A 17,272-nucleotide genomic window follows, 5' to 3' on the forward strand; every position below is an offset into this window, starting at 1 on the left:
AGAAACTCGCTTTGAGCCATGTTTGAAATCACAGGCGACGATATTGCGGATTTAACCGACACAGACCTTCGCACACTGGTCGGCCGGCTCAGTGAAGCCGAGATGCGCAGACAAGGTCTTTCGGTCTCCGCCGTGACTTATGGCGGTAATCAAACTGCGAAGGACGGCGGTCTTGATGTCCGCGTTGCCGCGCCGGGCGGGTCACCGATCCACGGCTTCATTCCTAAGCCGCAAACGGCCTTCCAGGTGAAGTCCCAAGATATGCCTCGGGGAGATATCCTCGATGAGATGAAGCCTAAGCCGGCGCAGACCCTGCGCCCCTCGATTATCGAACTGGGCGATCTGGACGGCGCGTACATCATTGTCAGTTCAAAGGGCTCCGTGGCTGACACGGCATTGAAGGACCGCCGCGCTGCGATGGCAGAGGCCCTGACCGGCACCACGGCGGACGGAAAGCTCGTCCTTGATTTCTACGACCGTCACCGCATGGCAACGTGGGTCCGCGAGCACGCGGGCGTTATCCCATGGGTGCGAGAAAAAATCGGCAAGGCCGTGCCCGGATGGAAGGCCTTCGGCTCATGGTCGCTTGCACCCGAAGGTGCTGAGAGCAGTTACCTCTTCGACGAGCACGCGCGTATTCGAACCGGGGACAAAGACGAAGGCGATGGCATATCGGCGATCGATGGCATCAACAAGATCCGCGAGGTGTTGTCTAAACCAGGGCGCGTGGTTCGGCTGGCCGGCCTATCAGGGGTGGGCAAGACCCGCTTGGCAGAAGCATTGTTCGATCCATCGGTGGGAGATGCCGCTCTCGATCCTTCCTATGCGATTTACACGAATGTCGCGGACCAGCCCAATCCGCCGCCAGTCGGCCTGGCATCGGACCTGAATGCCAATGAGACCCGCGCGATCCTCGTGATCGACAATTGCCCTCCGGAGTTGCACCGAACGCTTTCAGATGTTGCCCGAGCACACGGATCGGCCGTAAGCGTCATCACAATCGAATACGATATTCGTGACGACCAGCCTGAGGGCACCGATGTATTCCGCCTCGATACGTCGTCGATCGAGCTAATTGAAAAGCTGGTCATACGGCGTTATCCAGACCTCTCTCAGGTCGATGGGCGCACGATTGCTGTGTTTTCCGATGGCAACGCCCGGGTCGCGCTTGCACTTGCATCACGTATCGAAAAAACGGAGCGCGTCTCTGAGTTAAGTGATGAAGAGCTGTTCAAGCGGCTTTTTCAACAACGTCACGATGCCGACCCCTCGCTGCTATTAATCGCGCAAGCGTGCTCGCTCGTTTATTCCTTCGAGGGTGACACTCTTGACGGCGAAAATGCCGAGCTTCCCATCCTCGGACACCTCATCGGCAAAACAGCGAACGAGGTCTACCAGGGCGTTGCGGAGCTGCAGCGCCGCGATCTCGTTCAGGCGCGTGCGCACTGGCGCGCAGTTCTGCCGCACGCCATTGCGAACCGCCTGGCCAAAATGGCGCTTCAGAACATCCCACCCGCCCGCGTGGCGTCCTTGCTGGTGGATAATGCGTCCGAACGCTTGTTGCGCTCGTTTTCACGCCGTCTTGGGTATCTCGATGATAGCAAGCAGGCCAAGGCGATTGTGGAGGGCTGGTTGGCGCCGGGCGGACTTCTCCGCGACGTTGGCGATCTTAACGAGCTCGGTCGCGCGATCTTTGCTAACATCGCTCCTGTTGCTCCGGAGGCTGTTCTAACGGCGATCGAGCGCACGGTTGCGTTGGACGACCTGGAGACGCTTAATCGCTGCAAGCACTTTGTACGTCTACTGCGGTCGCTGGCCTATGAGCCCGCGTTCTACGAGCTCGCAATTGCTGTTTTGACAGCCTTCGCGGCACTTACTCCCGACAGCGAAAAGGACAGCGACGCCAATCGAGTCGTCGCGTCATTATTTTATATCGTTCTGTCCGGGACCCACGCACCAATCGATATGCGGATAAACGCCGCGGAAAGGCTATTGTCATCTGACGATGAGAAAGAGCGTGCGGTTGGTCTCAATGCTATCGAAGCGATGTTAAAAACCGATCACTTCATGTCGAGCTATGACTTTGATTTCGGCGCGCGCTCGCGTGATCACGGTTATCATCCCGCTAATGGCGGCGAGGTGCGAGCGTGGTTCGATGCGACGTTGAAGTTGGCGCGCGGCGTGGCTCTCTCGAATAGTCCCATTGCGCCAGCTGTGAAGAAGGCAATTTCCCAAGAGTTCCGCGATCTTTGGAGTCGCTCGGGCCAAGCTGAGCAGCTCGACCAACTCGCTCGTGACATTGCCGGCGCAACGTTCTGGCGCGATGGATGGGTCGCGGCGCGCGAGGCGCGGCGGCTGGATGGCAGTGCCATGCCACCCGGCCTGCGGAAGCGGCTTACGGAACTGGAGGAGTATCTTCGCCCGAAGGACCTTATTAACCGCGTGCGAGGCCTCGTTTGCGGGCAACGCGGAGGGGCACTCGATCTCGAAGATTTCGCGGATGAGGAGGAGGACGAAGAGTCTGGCGCTCCAGGTTCGGTCGCCAGTCCGCGCAAGCCACAAGAGAGCTATGAAGTACGAGCGGCGCGCGCGACTGCGGCCATCAGGGAACTGGCGCATGATGTTGCCGTGGATGAGAACGCGTTTCGTGCCCTTTTGCCTGAGCTCATGAATGGCAACGATAAGGCACGCATGTTTGGCGAGGCTCTTGCCGAGGCGGCGGAAGACCCGCGAGCGGTGTGGGATGAGATCGTCAAGCAGTATGGAGCCATGAAGGACGCGCGCCTGACCTTGGTCGGCGGGGTCTTGCAGGGCCTATTGAAGCGCGACCAGGCACTCGGGGATGTCGTCCTTGACGCAGCGCTATCCAGTACAACACTCGGCAAATCTTTTCCTCTGCTGCAGGCCTCAGCAACGATCGATGGGCCTGCCCTTGGACGTTTGCATAAATCCCTCGACCTCGGCTTGGCGCCGATCGAAGCATTCAACAACTTGGCCTACGGTCGCGCATGCGAAAAAATTCCTGGACCCGAGTTTCGGGATTTGTTGCTTGCCATATCTCGGGATCCTGGTGGCATCCCCGTCGCGCTGGAAATCATTGCCATGCGCCTTCATTCTGACGCAGAGGCCAAGCGCCCGCCCGCATCCGAGGTTCGCGAGGCTGGCCGGCGAATCCTCGACCATTTCGAATTCCAGCGCACAAATGGGCGAGCCCACCGGGAAGATCACGAGTTAGGCATGGTGGTGCGAGGAACGCTTAGCGGACCGGAAGGTGCTTCCGCGGCCCGGCGGCTAAGCCGTAAGCTGATTGATGCTGCATCAAGGCACGATGTCCGCGCCCACGACAACGATGATCTAGTGAACGGGTTGTTGCGGGTGCATTCGACGGAAGTGCTTGACGAGCTCTTCTCTGGCCCTCCCGCCAGGATCAAGCGCAGCGTGAGGTTCTTTCAAAACCTCTCCCGCTATCATCAGAATATTTTTGACGGTGTTACGGACGAGGCCATCCTAAAGTGGTGTGATCGCGCACCTGCGTTGCGCTATCCACTCATGGCTTCCGTGGCAATCCTTTTCAGCGGCAACGATGAAAACGCCGCGACCGAGTGGCGGCCCCTTATTGGTGAGCTACTAAAGAAAGCACCCGATCCCACTCTGGTTATGAACGAAATCGTGCAGCGCCTTTACCCCTCAATGTGGAGCGGATCGCTTGCTACCGTGTTAGAGAAGCGACAAACGCTCCTCAGTGCTTTGCCAGGCGTGATGACGCCAGGGCTGGCTTCTGTCGTCCAAGCCGCAAACGAGCGACTCCAGAAAATTATTGACGCTGAGCGATTGAGCGAGCGGCACGAGGATAAGGAACGCAACAACCGTTTCGAGTAGGAGAAGAAAAGAACTTCCTATCATCAGCCCCGCTTATCATGGCTTGCAATGTGCACAGTGCGTGCTCGGCGAGTGATAGGCCATGTAGGAGTCAGGCTGTCGGCAAAACTGGCTGGGTGAGAATGGCCGACGATCCATTCTGGCGGAGTATTCGATCGAAGCATAAAGGTGAATCGATCGGAGCTGGCCCGCGGCGCATGCTGCACCGCGTCCAAGACACGAGATGGTGGTTACAACCCCGCTTTCACAATCGCGTCAGCGAACGAGCGATCCACGACCTCGGCAGCATCGAGCTTTTGCTTGATCAGACCCCAGCGAAAATAGAGATCGATGGTGTTCTGCTCGTCGGCGACGACGCTGTCGTCGATCGGCGCGATCTGGATCTTTGCGCGCGAAAGCCAATTCTGCGGCACGGCGGTCGGGATGTTCATCAGCTTGCCCCAGGTCTCGGCGTAGCTATTCACATTGTTCAGCGACCAAGCCCGCGCAGCAGTGAGGCGGCGGATGAAGTCGGTCAGCTCCGCGCGCTTGTCGCGGATGGCGTCGGGCCGCGCCACCTGAAAACTCAGGCCCGGCGTCAGGCCTTCCGAGGTGATGATGCGGCGCGATCTGAACAGCACCTCCTCCTGGCTGACATAGGGCTCCCACGTTGACCAGGCATCGACCGAGCCTTGGGTGTAGGCGATCTTGGCGTCCGATGGCGCCAGGAATGCAATCTGCACGTCGCTCGCACCCCAGCCGTTCTTCTCCAGTGCGGCCAGGATCAGCTGATGGCCGATCGAGCCGCGGCCGGTTGCGATTTTCTTGCCGCGCAGATCGGCGAAGCTCTTGATCGGCGAATTCTCGGGCACCAGGATCGCAAGGCCTTCGCGGGTCTGGCGTATCGCGGCGATCGCCTTCACCGGCGCGCCGGAGGCGGCGGCGAAGGTGAAAGGCGCATCGCCAACGACCCCAGTCTCGATCGCGCCGGCGCTCAACGCCTCCAGCAGGGGCGCGGCCGCCGGAAACTCCTTCCACTCGATCTTGTAGGGAACGTCCTTCAGCGCGCCTGCCGCCTCCATGACGGCCTGCGAATTGCCCTTCTGGTCGCCGACCCGAAGCGTGGTTTGCGCTGCCGTAAGTTCAAGCGAACCGAGCAGCAGCGCGCCGGCCAGCACGAGACGGATCATTCCGCCGCCTCGCCATGGGTCACCTGGCGCTTGGCGATGAGCTCGCGCGTCAGCGGGATCAACTCGCGGCCATATTCGATGGCATCGGGAAGCGGATCGAAGCCGCGGATCAGGAAGTGGCTGACGCCGAGATCATAATAGTCGGCGAAGACCTCGGCGACCTGCTCAGGCGTGCCGACCAACGCGGTGGTGTTGCTGTTGGCGCCGGTGAGCTTTGCGATTTCGGTCCAGAGCCGCTTGTCGATCCGGCTGCCCTGGTCGGCGAGCGCCAACAATCGTTTGGCGCCATCGGTCGCGTGATTGGGCCGGCGATAGCCGGTCTGGTCCTGAAGCGCGGTAGCGCGCTCCAGAATCGTCTCTGCCTTTCTCCACGCCTGCTCCTCGGTATCGGCAAGGATCGGTCGCACGGACAGGCTGAAGCGTGGCGTCGGCCTGCCATGCTTGGCAGCCGCCGCGCGTACCCGCGCAGTGACGTCGCGCACCTGCGCGTAGGACTCACCCCACAGCGCAAACGTGTCGGCATGCTTGCCCGCAACCTCGATCGCGGAATCCGAGCCGCCGCCGACGAAGGTGTAGATGCCACCCGTCTGGAGCGGCTTCACTTGCGAAAAGCCATTCTCCACGTTGTAGTACTTGCCGCTGTAGTTGAACGGCTTGTCGCTGGTCCATTCCAGCCGCACCACATCGAGGAATTCGCTGGTACGGACGTAACGCTCGTCCTTGTCGTCGAGCGTGTTGCCGTCCTGTCTGAGCTCGATCGCATTGCCCCCGGTGATGACGTGCAGCGAGACGCGGCCGCCATAGAGCTGGTCAAGCGTCGCAAGTTGACGCGCCAGCAGCGTCGGCGCGGTGAAGCCCGGCCGCTGTGCAATCATCACCTTGAGCTTCTTGGTGATGGTCAGCACGTGCTGGGCAACCTGGAGTGCATCCGGCGTGGTCGAATGGAACGCCAGCAGCGCGCGGTCGAAACCGGCGAGCTCGTGCGCCTTCGCGACCGTCTCGATATAGGCGGGATCGAGCACCGGCCCCTGGCGCACGATGGTCTCGGAAGCATTGCTGTTGGCGATAAAGCCGATGAACTCGACCGACATGATCGTCTCCCTGATTGTTTGGCGGAAATCTAGAGTCCCAATGCGGCACGGCCGAGGCCGACGCGCGTGGAATCGTCCTGCGGCGTGTGCACGCGGCCACAAAGGACGTCGCGATAATGCCGCTCCAGCGGATTGGTGCGGGAGAGACCGTGATTGCCGGTCAGCGACAGCGCGTCCTCGACCGCGGCAACGGCATTGTTGGTTACGGTCAGCTTGATGACGTTCGACTCCGAGGCGGAGAGCTCGATACCCTCGTCGAAATCACCCGCGAAGGATGAGATCAACCGCGCATTGACCGCGAGCCGGGCCTCGATGGCGCCGAGGATCTCTTGCGCGCGGGGCAAGCTTGCCAGCGGCGCGCCAAGGCTGGCCGGAACGCGCTGCTTCAGGAAGGAAATCAGCCAGTCGCGCGCGGCGCGGGCGACACCGTCATAGATCGCGGCGACCAGGATCGTATGGACGGTCGCCTGCGTCACGTCGGGCCCGCGCCAGTCCGCAGGCTTGCGAACATCGATCTCGGCATCGAGCGGGATCACGACGTCCTCGAAGATGACGTCGTGGCTGCCGCTGGCGCGCAGGCCGTGATGGTCCCAGGTCTCGACGATGCGCGTGCCCGGCAGGCCCGCCGGCACCAGGAATTGTCCGACCCGGGGCTCGGCCTCGTCGGTGCGCGCCCAGACCAGGTACCATTTCAGGATCGGCGATCCCGTCGAATAGATCTTGTGGCCGGTCAGGCGCCAGCCGGTCTCGGTGCGCCGGGCGATCGTCGCCGGCAAGCCGCCGCGCACCGGCGAGCCAAGCTCCGGCTCGACCCGCAGCGCGTTGACGAGCGCAACACCCTCGACCGTCTCGCGCGCGAGCTTGCGCGCCAGCCGTAACGGCCAGGCCGGGCTCCGCCCCATCACCGGATGATTGATGTAATGCATCGACAGCACCAGCGCGGTCGACGGATCGGCCTTGCCTATGATACCGATCACGCGCGCGCTGTATCTGGCGCCGGCGCCCGCGCCGCCGTGGGCTGCGGGCACGGTCAGCGACAGCAGGCCTGCTTCGGACAGCTCGCGGAAATTCTCGAACGGGAAGCTGGCGGTGCGGTCGTGCTCGACCGCACACGCAGCAAAGCGCTCGGCCAATGCTTCGGCGCGTGCGATGTAATCGGGCTCGCTGTGGGCCGTGCGTCCTCTGGCTATAGAAGTCACCATGTGGCATCCAACCCCAGCAGGCCGAGGATCTGGCGGCGTAGATCGGCGAGATAAGGATCGCCGCGATGGCGCGGATAGGGCCGGTCGACGCGGATGTCGGCCTTGACACGCGCCGGACGGTCGCTGAAGACGATGACGCGGTTGGCGAGCACCAGCGCTTCCTCGGCATCATGCGTCACCAGCAGCGTGGTGAAACCCTTGCGCTGCCACAGCGAGACCAGCTCGGCCTGCATGGTGATGCGGGTGAGCGAGTCGAGCTTGCCGAGCGGCTCGTCCAGGATCAGGATTTTGGGACCGTTGACCAGCGCACGCGCCAGCGCGACGCGCTGCGCCATGCCGCCGGAAAGCTGGTGCGGATAGGCATTGCGGAAATCCGACAGCCCGACCAGGTCGAGCGCGGCATCGACGCGGTGGCGCTGCCGCTTCAGGATGCCCTGCGCTTCCAGCCCGAGGGCGACATTGTCCCAGACCGAGCGCCAGGGAAACAGCGTCGGATCCTGGAACACGACGACGCGCGAAGGGTGCGGGTTCCTGATGCGGCTCTCGTCCTCGCGCAACGTTCCTGCTTTCGGCTTGTCGAGGCCTGCGACGAGACGCAGCAAGGTCGACTTGCCGCAGCCGGAAGGGCCGAGCAGCGCGACGAACTCGCCGGGCTCGACGGCGATGCTGACATCGCTGAGCACCGGAAGCTCGGCACCGTCGATGTCGAAGGCGTGGCTGACCTGCTCGATATCGAGCGCGGCGCCGGCGAGCGGATGCGTCACCGCTTCTGCGACAGCTGCTTCTACCATTTGACCGTCCCCTTCTGCCAGACCAGCAGGCGATCGCGGATCGCGAACAGCAGCGTGATTGCGCCGGAGCAGAGCAGCGACATCACGATCAGCGCCGCATACATGTTGGCGTAGGCGGCCCAGCCCTGCGCCCATTGCAGGTACCAGCCGAGCCCGGCCTTGACGCCGATCATCTCGGCGACGACGAGCACGGCGAACGACGAGCCGAGCCCCATGAACAGGCCGACAAAGACGTGCGGAAGCGCGGCGGGGATCGCGACCTTCAGCACCAGAAAGGACGGCTTGGCGCCCAAGGTGCGCGCGACGTCGTAATAGGCGCTGCTGACGCTTGCCACGCCGGACCACGTCAGCACGGTCACCGGAAATCCGGTTGCGAGTGCGATCAGGAAGGTCGAGGCGCTCCAGCTCGACGGAAACGTGAAGAAGGCGATCGGCAGCCAGGCGGTCGCCGGCAGCGGGCCGATGAAGCGCAGCACCGGATGCACCCAATAGCCCACCGCGCGCGACCAGCCGATCGAGACGCCGGTGAGGAAGCCGATAACCGCGCCAATCAGATAACCGCCGAGCTGGAGCTTGACCGAGGCAAAGACACTGTCGAGCAGCTTTGGCAGATCATCGGTATAGATCTCGACGATCGATTGGGGCGGCGGAAAGAACGGCAGCGGCAGCCAGGCGAATTTGGCGGTCGCGAGCTCCCACAGGGTCAGGAAAGCACCGAGCGCGACCAGCCAGGGCGCGCGCTGGCGCAAGCCGCGGCCGGCCGATCCCAGGTAATCGGCGCTGACAGTTCCGAACAGAGCGAGTGCGGCAACGATGAAGGCCGCAATACCGAGCGAATGCGTGCGTGACCAGTCCCCGACGTCCTCCCACAACAGGCAGGACAGCCCGAAGGCGATCCAGGCGACGCTGGCGAGAACGCCGACACCGGATTCCTGCAGCCACGCGAGCAGCGGAGCACGCGAGAGGCGCGGCGCGCCCGAGGCAAGCCCGTCAGACAGCGAATACGTCGACATAAATGCGCTCCGCGAATTTGGCGGTATCGGTGCTCTGCTTGAAGACCTGCACGCTCTTCAAATCGTCAGCATAGGCCTTGAGCTCGCGTTTGAGCACCTCGCCTGTGGGATGATGATGATGGGTGTGGTAGCGCACCATGCCTTCGATATCGGCGAGCGTCGCCGCCTTCGGCGCGTAGGGCTGGAACGACTTCGCCGCCACCGCCGGGTTCTGCGAGGTGAACTTCGCGGCATCGAGCAGCGCCTGCGTGATGGCGCGTGCGACTTGCGGCTCCTCGCGCACGAGGCTGCCACGCAAGCCCACGATGCAACAGCTCTTGTCCCGATAATCACCGTCGAGGTTGGAGGCGATCTCCTTGTACTGGGTATCTTTCAGCCAGAGATAGGCCAGCGGGTCGGATGACAGGAAGGCCTGCACCTCGCCCTTTTCCACGGCGACGTTGAGCAGGTTGCCGGGATAAGCGCGCCAGTCGACGTCCTTGTTCGGATCGATGCCGAGCTTGGCGAGCTGAATCGAGAAGAAGTTCTTGTCCGGACCGGCGAGATCGCCGACGGCGACGATTTTGCCCTTGAGGTCGGCGAGCTTGCTCACGCTGGAATCGGCGTGGCTTAGCACGCGCATGCAGCCGCCATGGGTGCCGGCGGCGATCTTGACGTCGAAGCCCTGCTCCAGCGGCTTCAGCCAGCGCAGCGCCATGCCGAGACCGGCATCGCTCTTTGCGATCGCGATCGCCTCAAGCAGCTGATCGGTCGAGCCGGAATAGTTGACGAGCTCGACATCGAGATTCTGCTTCTGGAAGAAGCCATGCTCGATAGCGACGGGCAGCGGCGCGAGGCAGACCGCGCCGGCATTCCACGAGAGCTTCAACTTGCGCGGCGCGCCGGTGAGCGCGGGGGCGTCGGATGCCGTCCGGCACAGCGGAAACTCCGAGAGATCGATGCCGGGCGCTGGGGCGCGCGGCGCGAAGGCCTGCGCGCCAAGAGCCCCGAGCGGCGCGGCAAAGGCTGCCGCAAGGCCCGCCCGAAGCAAGTGACGCCGGTCGAGGGTCGATCCGCCGCGCCTGGTCTCGTTAGTCATCGGGCTGTAGCTCCTGCGCTGGCACGGCTCCACCGCCTGCGCAACGGTTCGCGTTGCGCATGTTCCGTGCGGAGCTGCGTCGAGAGAAAATCTTTCCGTCGGCGCTTCACACGCCGCGTTGATGCGATGAGCAAATCATGCGGCGCACTGCTCGTATCGTCAATGAAATGGAATTTCGAATGTGTTGCGAACCGAAGTCATTCTCTCCATGGCTGCTCGCGGAGACGATGAATCGGTTTCGACCGAGGCGCCGCCAGAATTGGAAGCCCCGCAACGCCATCACCTGCGTCTTTATGCGCATTTTGATCGGCGTACACAGCGTTTTCTTGAAAGCGTCGTTCCTGTTCGCCAGCTATCGTCTTACTTGCCGGAGCAGGGGCATTCTCTCTCCTCTCACGCCACGTGATTTGGCAGTGCTCATCAGACGAGTCTGAGCAAAGTTGGCATTTGTGGACCACACATTGATCGTGGCGACCTCGGTCGTGCCGATGTGGCCGCCCTCCTCGATTCGATCGCGGCAAACGCCGGGCGGTGGGAGGCAATGGTTCGCGAGATCTTGGTTGCGCGTTCTACCCACCTCAGCGACGGAGGCCCCAAAGAACAAGGCAGGTGCTGATCAGCATAAGGATCCCGACCGACACGAAGCCGGTCGTCACCAGCATCTCTTGCCAGGCCGGCGCACCTCGATCCGCGGCCGTTATCGGTGAAAGTGCGGCTGCGCCCGTCGCGGCCGCGACCGTCGTCGTCGCCCAAATGCCATATGTCCCACCCAAGAGCGCTGCGCGGCGCGTTCGAGCGCGGCGGAGAGCCGAACGTGCGCCCAACAACCTCCCAGCGCCAACAGGCAAGGTGCCATTCATCAGGCCTTCAGGATGGGCCGCAAGTGCCATCCTGATGTTGGAGAAGTGCTGCTCGGCAAGCCGGTGAGCAGCCCCAGCAGAAATAGAGCCATGCCGTGCCTCAGCAGCCGACGTCCGATTGTTTGCACGGTTCGCCCTCCCCCTGCGCTTCATGGCGCGATGTACGAGCATTGCCAAGTGTTCTCTCAATGGGTCTGCGAAAGCAGTTCCGGATTTAACCTGCGACCACGACGTCAAGCTTAACTCGCGACTTAGATTGCGGCTACCAACGTGGACGCTAGGCTGTGTGCACCGGACATTGCCCCGTCCGGGACCCATGGCGGAGCTCGCGCACCAACATACTCGGCGCGTCCGCTCCGCTCATCGGCCCGAGAAGCGACATGCGCAAATTGCTTTTGATCGTCTTCGGCGTCTGTTTTTGGATCGTACTGCTTGCGGCGATCATCACGACGGTGGCGCGCCTAGGCACCGAGGCGAAAGAGCGGCGAAGCCAGAGCTCGGCTGCCCATCTCTCAAAGATCAGGCGTTGACCTTACTCGCACCCGTTCATGGCGCGGGTTTCCAGCACGGCCGCACGGCTGCCGATAACCACTCCTCAATAATGCGGCCAACACTGCCAGCTGGGAAAAGCAGCGCTCTCTAGAGACGATTCCAAGTGTTCGATCAGCATCACCGCCAGTTCTTAAATCGGCTTCGAAATGCCGGCTGGGTCGCGGCTTCAGGCCTTCCAGATACGCCAAGACCGAGCTCTTCTCCGCAACGGCTGGATCGAGCGGCCCGATACCCCAGTCGGCATACAATCTCCAATCACCGAGACTGGTCTGACGGAAGGTTGTTGCGCGGCATATTGGCAAACGTTGGCAGGCCATCGTCACTTCCAACAGATCGCGGATCAGCGTCGCGCGGTCAGCGGCGCGATTGCCGAGACCGAAACGGCATCGGGCGCGCCTGCTGCCGGGGAGCCTGCAATTTTATTTTCACCAGCTAATAGTGCGCGTCAGCTTGCTCGTCTTTTGTTGGTATCGGACGTAATTCCGTTGAAACGACTGAGAGTTCAAATGCTTATTGGGCTGACCGGTTACCGGGCAGGGACAGATCGCGATGAAAGTGTGCAAGACAATCCCAGCAGCTGGTCGTGACACGTGCGACCTGAATCGAGCCGCCGGAAGCCTGTTCCTCCAAGGCTTGCCGAGCTTATGAGCGCAATCGGCTAAAGAAGGGTTTGGCGTCCCGCAGATAGGCTCAAGAGGGCTTGATGATTTAGGTTATTAAGCTATATAGATAACCTATATCATCGGAATTCAAGCCATGACAACCAAAGAAAAAGCTCTTGAGATCTCAGGTGTCGGAACCGTTACCGGGACCCCCGACGAAGTCCGAAAAAAACTTGCCCATTTGCCCGTGGATCAAGTTGTTGCTTTGACATTGCAGCATGGCAATAAAGCGCTTGCTCACGTGCTCCTCGATGCGGTTGCCGGCCTCGCCGCGCTGATCCCCGGCATTATTGAGCGCCGCCACGAGGCGAAATACCTGTCGATCATCGAGGCTATCGTGCCCGACGTCCCGATGCCCCAGCACAAGCTGATTGAGGCTCGGATGACAGCCCAAGCCCGCAAGGGCGTGCTGGAAACCGGCGAATGGATGACGGCAGCAGAGGTTGCCGAGATGGCGGGGTTTAGTACGAGCAATCCGAGCGCTCAACCGAACAAATGGAAAAAGGATCGGCAGATCTTCGCCGTGCGTCATCACGGGGTCGACTATTTCCCGGGCTACGCTTTCGGTCCATCGACGGATTATCGACCCGCCAAAGACCTTGCACGAGTGCTGGAGGTCTTCCGCGGAAACAAGGACGATTGGGGACTTGCCTATTGGTTTGCGTCGGTCAACAGCTTCCTTGGAGGCAAGCGGCCGCAGGACTTGCTGATAAGCGAACCTGATCGCGTTGTCGCAGCGGCCGAGGACGAGGCAGCCGGCGTGCTCCATGGCTAAGAAGAAGTCCGGTGTTGGCCGCCCGGCTGCCCGGACGAAGATCGCCAGGCCGCGGCCAGCCCCGCCTACCCCATCCCCGCAATCGGTCGTACCGGCTCCGCCCGCCGGCTTCGCCAATCTGGTGAACATGATGACCTGGCCGAAAGGCCAGATCATTCATCGGATCCATCCAAAAGCCTATGGCAGCAGCCAATTCAATCCAGGCCCAAATGGCAATGCCCGGTTCAGTCCGATCAAAGCTTCAAGCGGCGCGAACATCCCTACTCTTTATGGCGGCACGGCCTTCGATTGCGCGGCCATGGAAACCGTCTTTCATGACGTGCCTTTTGTCGCTGGACTAAAGACCTTCGACAAGCAAAAGCTGGCCGGCCACGTTTATTCGCAAGTGACGCCGAAACGAGACCTGAAACTGGCCGATCTCAGCGTGACGGCACTCAAAAGGCTCGGGATTCCACGCAGTCAGCTCATCGATACCGAGAAGAACGAGTATCCGAACACTCGGAAATGGGCCGAAGCTATTCACGCTGCTTGCCCCCATGCCGAGGGACTTTGCTGGGTGTCTCGCCAGGACGACCGCGCTTTGTCGATCGTGATCTTCGGCGATCGCGTCGCCGCGGCAAATTTATCGCCCGTAGGCGCTCCGCTGGACCTGCTGACTATCGACGCCGTGTACGCAGACCTCGTCATTCTCGCTGACAGGATCGGCGTCAAGCTTGTCAACGGCAAGTAGCGAGGCAACCGTCCTGGTCCTCAAGAGTAAGGCAGGTCACACTTCAACTTACACAATCTGTGATATAATCGAGGTGTTGGGCGCACTTTTTGGGGGATAGTGTGCAATGCCGAAAAATATTCTCATTTTCTCCGACGGCACCGGACAGGCCGGCGGCATCAATTTCGACGAAGCCCGAACCAACGTCTACAAGCTCTATCGAGCCTGCCGTGTCGGTCCCGACACCAAGGTCGAGCCTTCGGAGCAGGTCGCCTTCTATGATCCTGGTCTCGGCTCGGCATCCGACGGCGGTCATTTCAAGATTGGCTGGATCCGATGGCTCTACAACCTCGCCAGCATGGCAACGGGTCTCGGCATCACCCGCAACATCGTTGACTGCTACGCCGCGATCATCAACCTGTATGAGCCCGACGATCGCATCTATCTGATCGGGTTCAGCCGCGGTGCCTACACGGTGCGTTCCGTCGCCGGCGTTTTGACCTATTGCGGCATCCCGCGACATATGCCGGACGGCTCTCCACTGAGACGCGATCCGAAAAGCCTGCGAAAGCTGGCCGAACATGGCGTCAAGGACGTGTATCAGTTCTGCCCCTCTTATCGCCGCAAGGACACCAAGGGCTACCGCCAGTTCCTGCTCGAGACACGCGATCTCATCGCAGCCAAATTCAGGCGCGAACATGGGAGTTCACGGACCGTCGGCGAGGCCGAGCAGGCCAACGTGTTTCCTTACTTCATCGGTGTGTTCGATACGGTTGCGGCTCTCGGTCACAAATATCTCGGCCCTGCGCTCGTGGCTCTTGGCATCGCTGTCCTGGTGGGGCTGAATTGGGGAGACCGTGCGCTCGAGCCGTTTTTCCCTTGGGCCGGCTGGGCCGCTCGGATCCTGAGCTACCTCGGCGTCGCGGCCGCGCTGATTGGCTTTCTGATGAATTATCTCAAGATAGCCCCGCCGTTGCCGGGCTACAGCTTAGCCTGGCGTCTGCTGACGCTTCACCTGGCGCCACCGAAGCACAAATTCTACGACACCACTTTGAACCCAAATGTCGGCTACGCCAAACATGCGATCTCGATCGACGAGAATCGTGCGGATTTCAAGCGAGTGCCCTGGTCGCCGACGGCGGAGAAACAAGATCGGCGCGATGCCCAAGGCAATCTGTTCTTTGAACAAGTGTGGTTTCCCGGCGTACATGCCGATATCGGCGGGGGCTATCTAGAGAACGAAGCCAGGCTCTCCGACGTGGCTCTGAGCTGGATGCTCGCGGGCGCGTCGCTGATTCCAGACGGGCTCAACCATGACGGCGGCGTCCTCCGTCTTTCCCCGAACCCTGCCGGCCAACAACACAACGAGCAGGCCGGTGGATTCTTGAAGGCTGGGGTGCGTCAGCTTCCCGTGGATCCAAACACCGGTGCGTCAAGCTCGCCAATGCACAAATCGGTCTATCGGCGGTTCGAGGCCGGTCCGGTGCTGCTGTTCGACCGCATGGCGGCGTACATTCCCGACAACATGCGAGTCCACGTGGACTTCAGGCATTACTTCGATCGAAGCGCCCCGCAGCCGCCGAAATGTATCGCCGACGACATCGAGCTCAAATGGGAGAAAGCCAACCATGTCGGTCGCCTCTAGCGTAATCGCCCCGTCACATTTCGACGCCAAATTCCATCGAACCTCTCGAGCGCGTAGCTGAACCTCATGCCCGCAGTCGATCAGACCGCCATTCCGGCCCAACCGAAGCGCTTTCAGCACCACATGCGGTGGCTGTCAGGACGCTTGGCCGGCGTCGGAGCAATCAAGATCGTGGCGATCGGCTCGTCGACCACGGCGGGTGAAGGCGACATCGTGCCCTATCCGCAGCGTCTTGAGCGTGCACTGCGGGCAGGCTTTCCGGGCAGGAATTTCGATGTTCTCAACCGCGGCGTCGGCGGTGAAGAAGCTCCGGACGAGCTACGAAGGATTCAGGGCGACGTACTCGGCGAGCAACCATCGGTCGTGGTCTGGCAGGTTGGTACCAACGCGGTTTGGAAGAACCAGGATCTCGACGCCACCGCCGGCGCGATCCAACGCGGTCTCGCGATGTTCGCAAATGAATTGATGGACGTCGTGCTCATGGATCTTCAGTACGTGCCGGCCGTGCTCACTCCGACAATGGAGGAGCGTGCACACCGAATGGTGGCATTGATTGAGACGGCAGCCAGCCGGGCCGGCTTCCCGGTCAACGTGTTCCACCGCTTCGCATTGATGAAGCAGTGGCATGAGGCAGAACGGATCTCCTTTGACCGGATGGTCGATCCCACCGATCCCGACCGCCTCCACCACAGTGACTGGAGCGCCCGCCGGATGGCAGAGGCGCTCGCCAACACGATCGCGATCGCCGCGACCGTGGGCTCATGAATGGAATGAAGTGTTGAACTTTTACCCACGCGAGGATTCGTCATGGCTAAGATTGCCGCCAGCGTCGTTGTGCTCTTGAGCCTCTTCTTGGCAAAGCCCGCGTCCGCTTGGGGACCCGACGGACACCGCTTGGTCGGGTCCATTGCTGACCAACTACTGACCCCGAACGCCAAGCAGCAGGTGAAGACCTTGCTGGGCGTCGACCTGCGGCAAGCCGGGCCATGGCTCGATTGCGTGAAGAGCGTGCACAGGCAAAACGATGGCAGCTTCGCCTACGTTGTGGATCCTCAGTACGAACCTCCATGCACCCCCTTCGCGAACGACCGCAACGCTATGGTCGATTACGCCGGCCGAAACTGGATCGATTGCGTCTATCCGGAAGGAGCGAGCGCGACCGCCAATCTTGGCTGTCACAATACGTACCACTTCGACGACGTGGCCGTTCAGCGCGACAAGTTCGATCGAAACTATGCGGGTACCAATGATCATGATCTGGTCGCGGCTACCAACGCCGCGATCGCCGTGCTGCTTGGCCGGCCGGCTCCGCCACCCTTCGACATCAAAGACAAGAAAGAGGCTCTGTTCATACTCGCTCATCTCGTGGGCGACATGGCACAGCCGCTTCATGTCGCTGCGCCGTACCTCGATCCCAGCGGAAGCCTGGTCGATCCGGACGTCACGCACACGATCGACCCGTCGACCGAAACCGCGGGCGGCAACTGGATCCACGATAAAGGCATCACCGCCGGAAACGACGCGTTCCATCATTCCTGGGACGACACCCCATCCGATCTGGGAAACACCGCCCCGCTGGCTTTGGTGAACGTCGCAAAGGCCGTTCCGGCCGATACGGACCGCATCGAGAACTGGTCAGCAATTTGGGCCACGGACACGATCGCGGTGGCGAAACAGGCGATGGCGAATGTGACCTACACGAAGATAGGTCCCAGGAAGTGGACGATCTCCTTCTCGGATCGAGCGGCGTACCTACAGTCGGCGGATGCTATCAAGCGACAGCAACTTGCCAAGGCGGGAGCCCGTCTCGCCGAGATCGTGAACCACGTTTGGCCCTAGTCCGAAA

General features: G+C 61.4%; 13 protein-coding genes. 7 read left to right on the forward strand and 6 right to left on the reverse strand.

Translation table 11 applies throughout. The features are described from left to right. The first annotated feature begins 18 nt into the window (after nucleotides 1–18). A complete protein-coding gene (locus AC0L3S_RS18735; protein WP_259219265.1) occupies nucleotides 19–3,879 on the forward strand; it encodes a hypothetical protein in 3,861 nt (1,286 codons plus the stop codon). Nucleotides 3,880–4,109: 230 nt separating this feature from the next. Here AC0L3S_RS18735 and AC0L3S_RS18740 read toward each other — a convergent pair whose 3' ends face one another. From AC0L3S_RS18740 to AC0L3S_RS18765, 6 genes are read right to left on the reverse strand one after another with little or no spacing between them, the layout of a single operon-like run. Further along, entirely contained in the window at nucleotides 4,110–5,048 is a 939-nt protein-coding gene (locus tag AC0L3S_RS18740) for an ABC transporter substrate-binding protein (protein ID WP_259219264.1), read from the reverse strand. Further along, on the reverse strand, nucleotides 5,045–6,139 hold the full coding sequence (locus AC0L3S_RS18745; RefSeq protein ID WP_259219261.1) for an LLM class flavin-dependent oxidoreductase: 1,095 nt from the start codon (nucleotides 6,137–6,139) through the stop codon (nucleotides 5,045–5,047). The genes AC0L3S_RS18740 and AC0L3S_RS18745 overlap by 4 nt, the downstream gene beginning before the upstream one ends. Before the next feature lie 29 nt (nucleotides 6,140–6,168). After that, nucleotides 6,169–7,341, reverse strand: coding sequence for an acyl-CoA dehydrogenase family protein (locus tag AC0L3S_RS18750; RefSeq protein WP_259219260.1), 1,173 nt, complete (start codon nucleotides 7,339–7,341; stop codon nucleotides 6,169–6,171). After that, complete coding sequence (locus tag AC0L3S_RS18755; protein ID WP_259219259.1) at nucleotides 7,335–8,132, reverse strand: ABC transporter ATP-binding protein; 798 nt, start codon at nucleotides 8,130–8,132, stop codon at nucleotides 7,335–7,337. The genes AC0L3S_RS18750 and AC0L3S_RS18755 overlap by 7 nt, the downstream gene beginning before the upstream one ends. After that, on the reverse strand, nucleotides 8,126–9,145 hold the full coding sequence (locus tag AC0L3S_RS18760) for an ABC transporter permease (RefSeq protein WP_259219257.1): 1,020 nt from the start codon (nucleotides 9,143–9,145) through the stop codon (nucleotides 8,126–8,128). The genes AC0L3S_RS18755 and AC0L3S_RS18760 overlap by 7 nt, the downstream gene beginning before the upstream one ends. After that, a complete protein-coding gene (locus AC0L3S_RS18765) occupies nucleotides 9,123–10,223 on the reverse strand; it encodes an ABC transporter substrate-binding protein (protein WP_259219256.1) in 1,101 nt (366 codons plus the stop codon). Before AC0L3S_RS18765 ends, AC0L3S_RS18760 begins: the two co-directional genes overlap by 23 nt. Nucleotides 10,224–11,463: 1,240 nt before the next feature. On the opposite strand from AC0L3S_RS18765, the gene AC0L3S_RS18770 reads away from it, so the two are divergent. From AC0L3S_RS18770 to AC0L3S_RS18795, 6 genes are all read left to right on the forward strand, one after another. Beyond that, nucleotides 11,464–11,613 carry a hypothetical protein gene (locus tag AC0L3S_RS18770; RefSeq protein WP_259219255.1) on the forward strand — a complete coding sequence of 50 codons (150 nt, stop codon included), beginning with the start codon at nucleotides 11,464–11,466 and terminating at the stop codon, nucleotides 11,611–11,613. Nucleotides 11,614–12,391: 778 nt separating this feature from the next. Next, nucleotides 12,392–13,072 (forward strand): hypothetical protein, encoded by a 681-nt coding sequence (locus AC0L3S_RS18775; protein ID WP_259219254.1) that lies wholly within the window; start codon nucleotides 12,392–12,394, stop codon nucleotides 13,070–13,072. Next, the gene (locus AC0L3S_RS18780; protein ID WP_259219253.1) at nucleotides 13,065–13,802 is read left to right on the forward strand and encodes an RES family NAD+ phosphorylase; all 738 of its coding nucleotides are present in this window, start codon (nucleotides 13,065–13,067) and stop codon (nucleotides 13,800–13,802) included. The genes AC0L3S_RS18775 and AC0L3S_RS18780 overlap by 8 nt, the downstream gene beginning before the upstream one ends. Before the next feature lie 106 nt (nucleotides 13,803–13,908). Then, a complete protein-coding gene (locus AC0L3S_RS18785; protein ID WP_259219252.1) occupies nucleotides 13,909–15,426 on the forward strand; it encodes a DUF2235 domain-containing protein in 1,518 nt (505 codons plus the stop codon). Between the two features lie 66 nt (nucleotides 15,427–15,492). Next, nucleotides 15,493–16,191, forward strand: coding sequence for an SGNH/GDSL hydrolase family protein (locus tag AC0L3S_RS18790; protein WP_259219251.1), 699 nt, complete (start codon nucleotides 15,493–15,495; stop codon nucleotides 16,189–16,191). Between the two features lie 42 nt (nucleotides 16,192–16,233). Then, nucleotides 16,234–17,265: a S1/P1 nuclease gene (locus AC0L3S_RS18795; protein WP_259219250.1), complete on the forward strand. Its 1,032-nt coding sequence runs from the start codon at nucleotides 16,234–16,236 to the stop codon at nucleotides 17,263–17,265. The last annotated feature ends 7 nt before the right edge of the window (nucleotides 17,266–17,272 follow it).

This window comes from Bradyrhizobium sp. Ken01 (assembly GCF_055807355.1).

Coding starts and splice junctions, on each gene's coding strand:
- AC0L3S_RS18735 (WP_259219265.1), top strand. CDS start 19: ATGTTTGAAATCACAGGCGACGATATTGCGGATTTAACCGACACAGAC.
- AC0L3S_RS18740 (WP_259219264.1), bottom strand. CDS start 5,048: ATGATCCGTCTCGTGCTGGCCGGCGCGCTGCTGCTCGGTTCGCTTGAA.
- AC0L3S_RS18745 (WP_259219261.1), bottom strand. CDS start 6,139: ATGTCGGTCGAGTTCATCGGCTTTATCGCCAACAGCAATGCTTCCGAG.
- AC0L3S_RS18750 (WP_259219260.1), bottom strand. CDS start 7,341: ATGGTGACTTCTATAGCCAGAGGACGCACGGCCCACAGCGAGCCCGAT.
- AC0L3S_RS18755 (WP_259219259.1), bottom strand. CDS start 8,132: ATGGTAGAAGCAGCTGTCGCAGAAGCGGTGACGCATCCGCTCGCCGGC.
- AC0L3S_RS18760 (WP_259219257.1), bottom strand. CDS start 9,145: ATGTCGACGTATTCGCTGTCTGACGGGCTTGCCTCGGGCGCGCCGCGC.
- AC0L3S_RS18765 (WP_259219256.1), bottom strand. CDS start 10,223: ATGACTAACGAGACCAGGCGCGGCGGATCGACCCTCGACCGGCGTCAC.
- AC0L3S_RS18770 (WP_259219255.1), top strand. CDS start 11,464: ATGCGCAAATTGCTTTTGATCGTCTTCGGCGTCTGTTTTTGGATCGTA.
- AC0L3S_RS18775 (WP_259219254.1), top strand. CDS start 12,392: ATGACAACCAAAGAAAAAGCTCTTGAGATCTCAGGTGTCGGAACCGTT.
- AC0L3S_RS18780 (WP_259219253.1), top strand. CDS start 13,065: ATGGCTAAGAAGAAGTCCGGTGTTGGCCGCCCGGCTGCCCGGACGAAG.
- AC0L3S_RS18785 (WP_259219252.1), top strand. CDS start 13,909: ATGCCGAAAAATATTCTCATTTTCTCCGACGGCACCGGACAGGCCGGC.
- AC0L3S_RS18790 (WP_259219251.1), top strand. CDS start 15,493: ATGCCCGCAGTCGATCAGACCGCCATTCCGGCCCAACCGAAGCGCTTT.
- AC0L3S_RS18795 (WP_259219250.1), top strand. CDS start 16,234: ATGGCTAAGATTGCCGCCAGCGTCGTTGTGCTCTTGAGCCTCTTCTTG.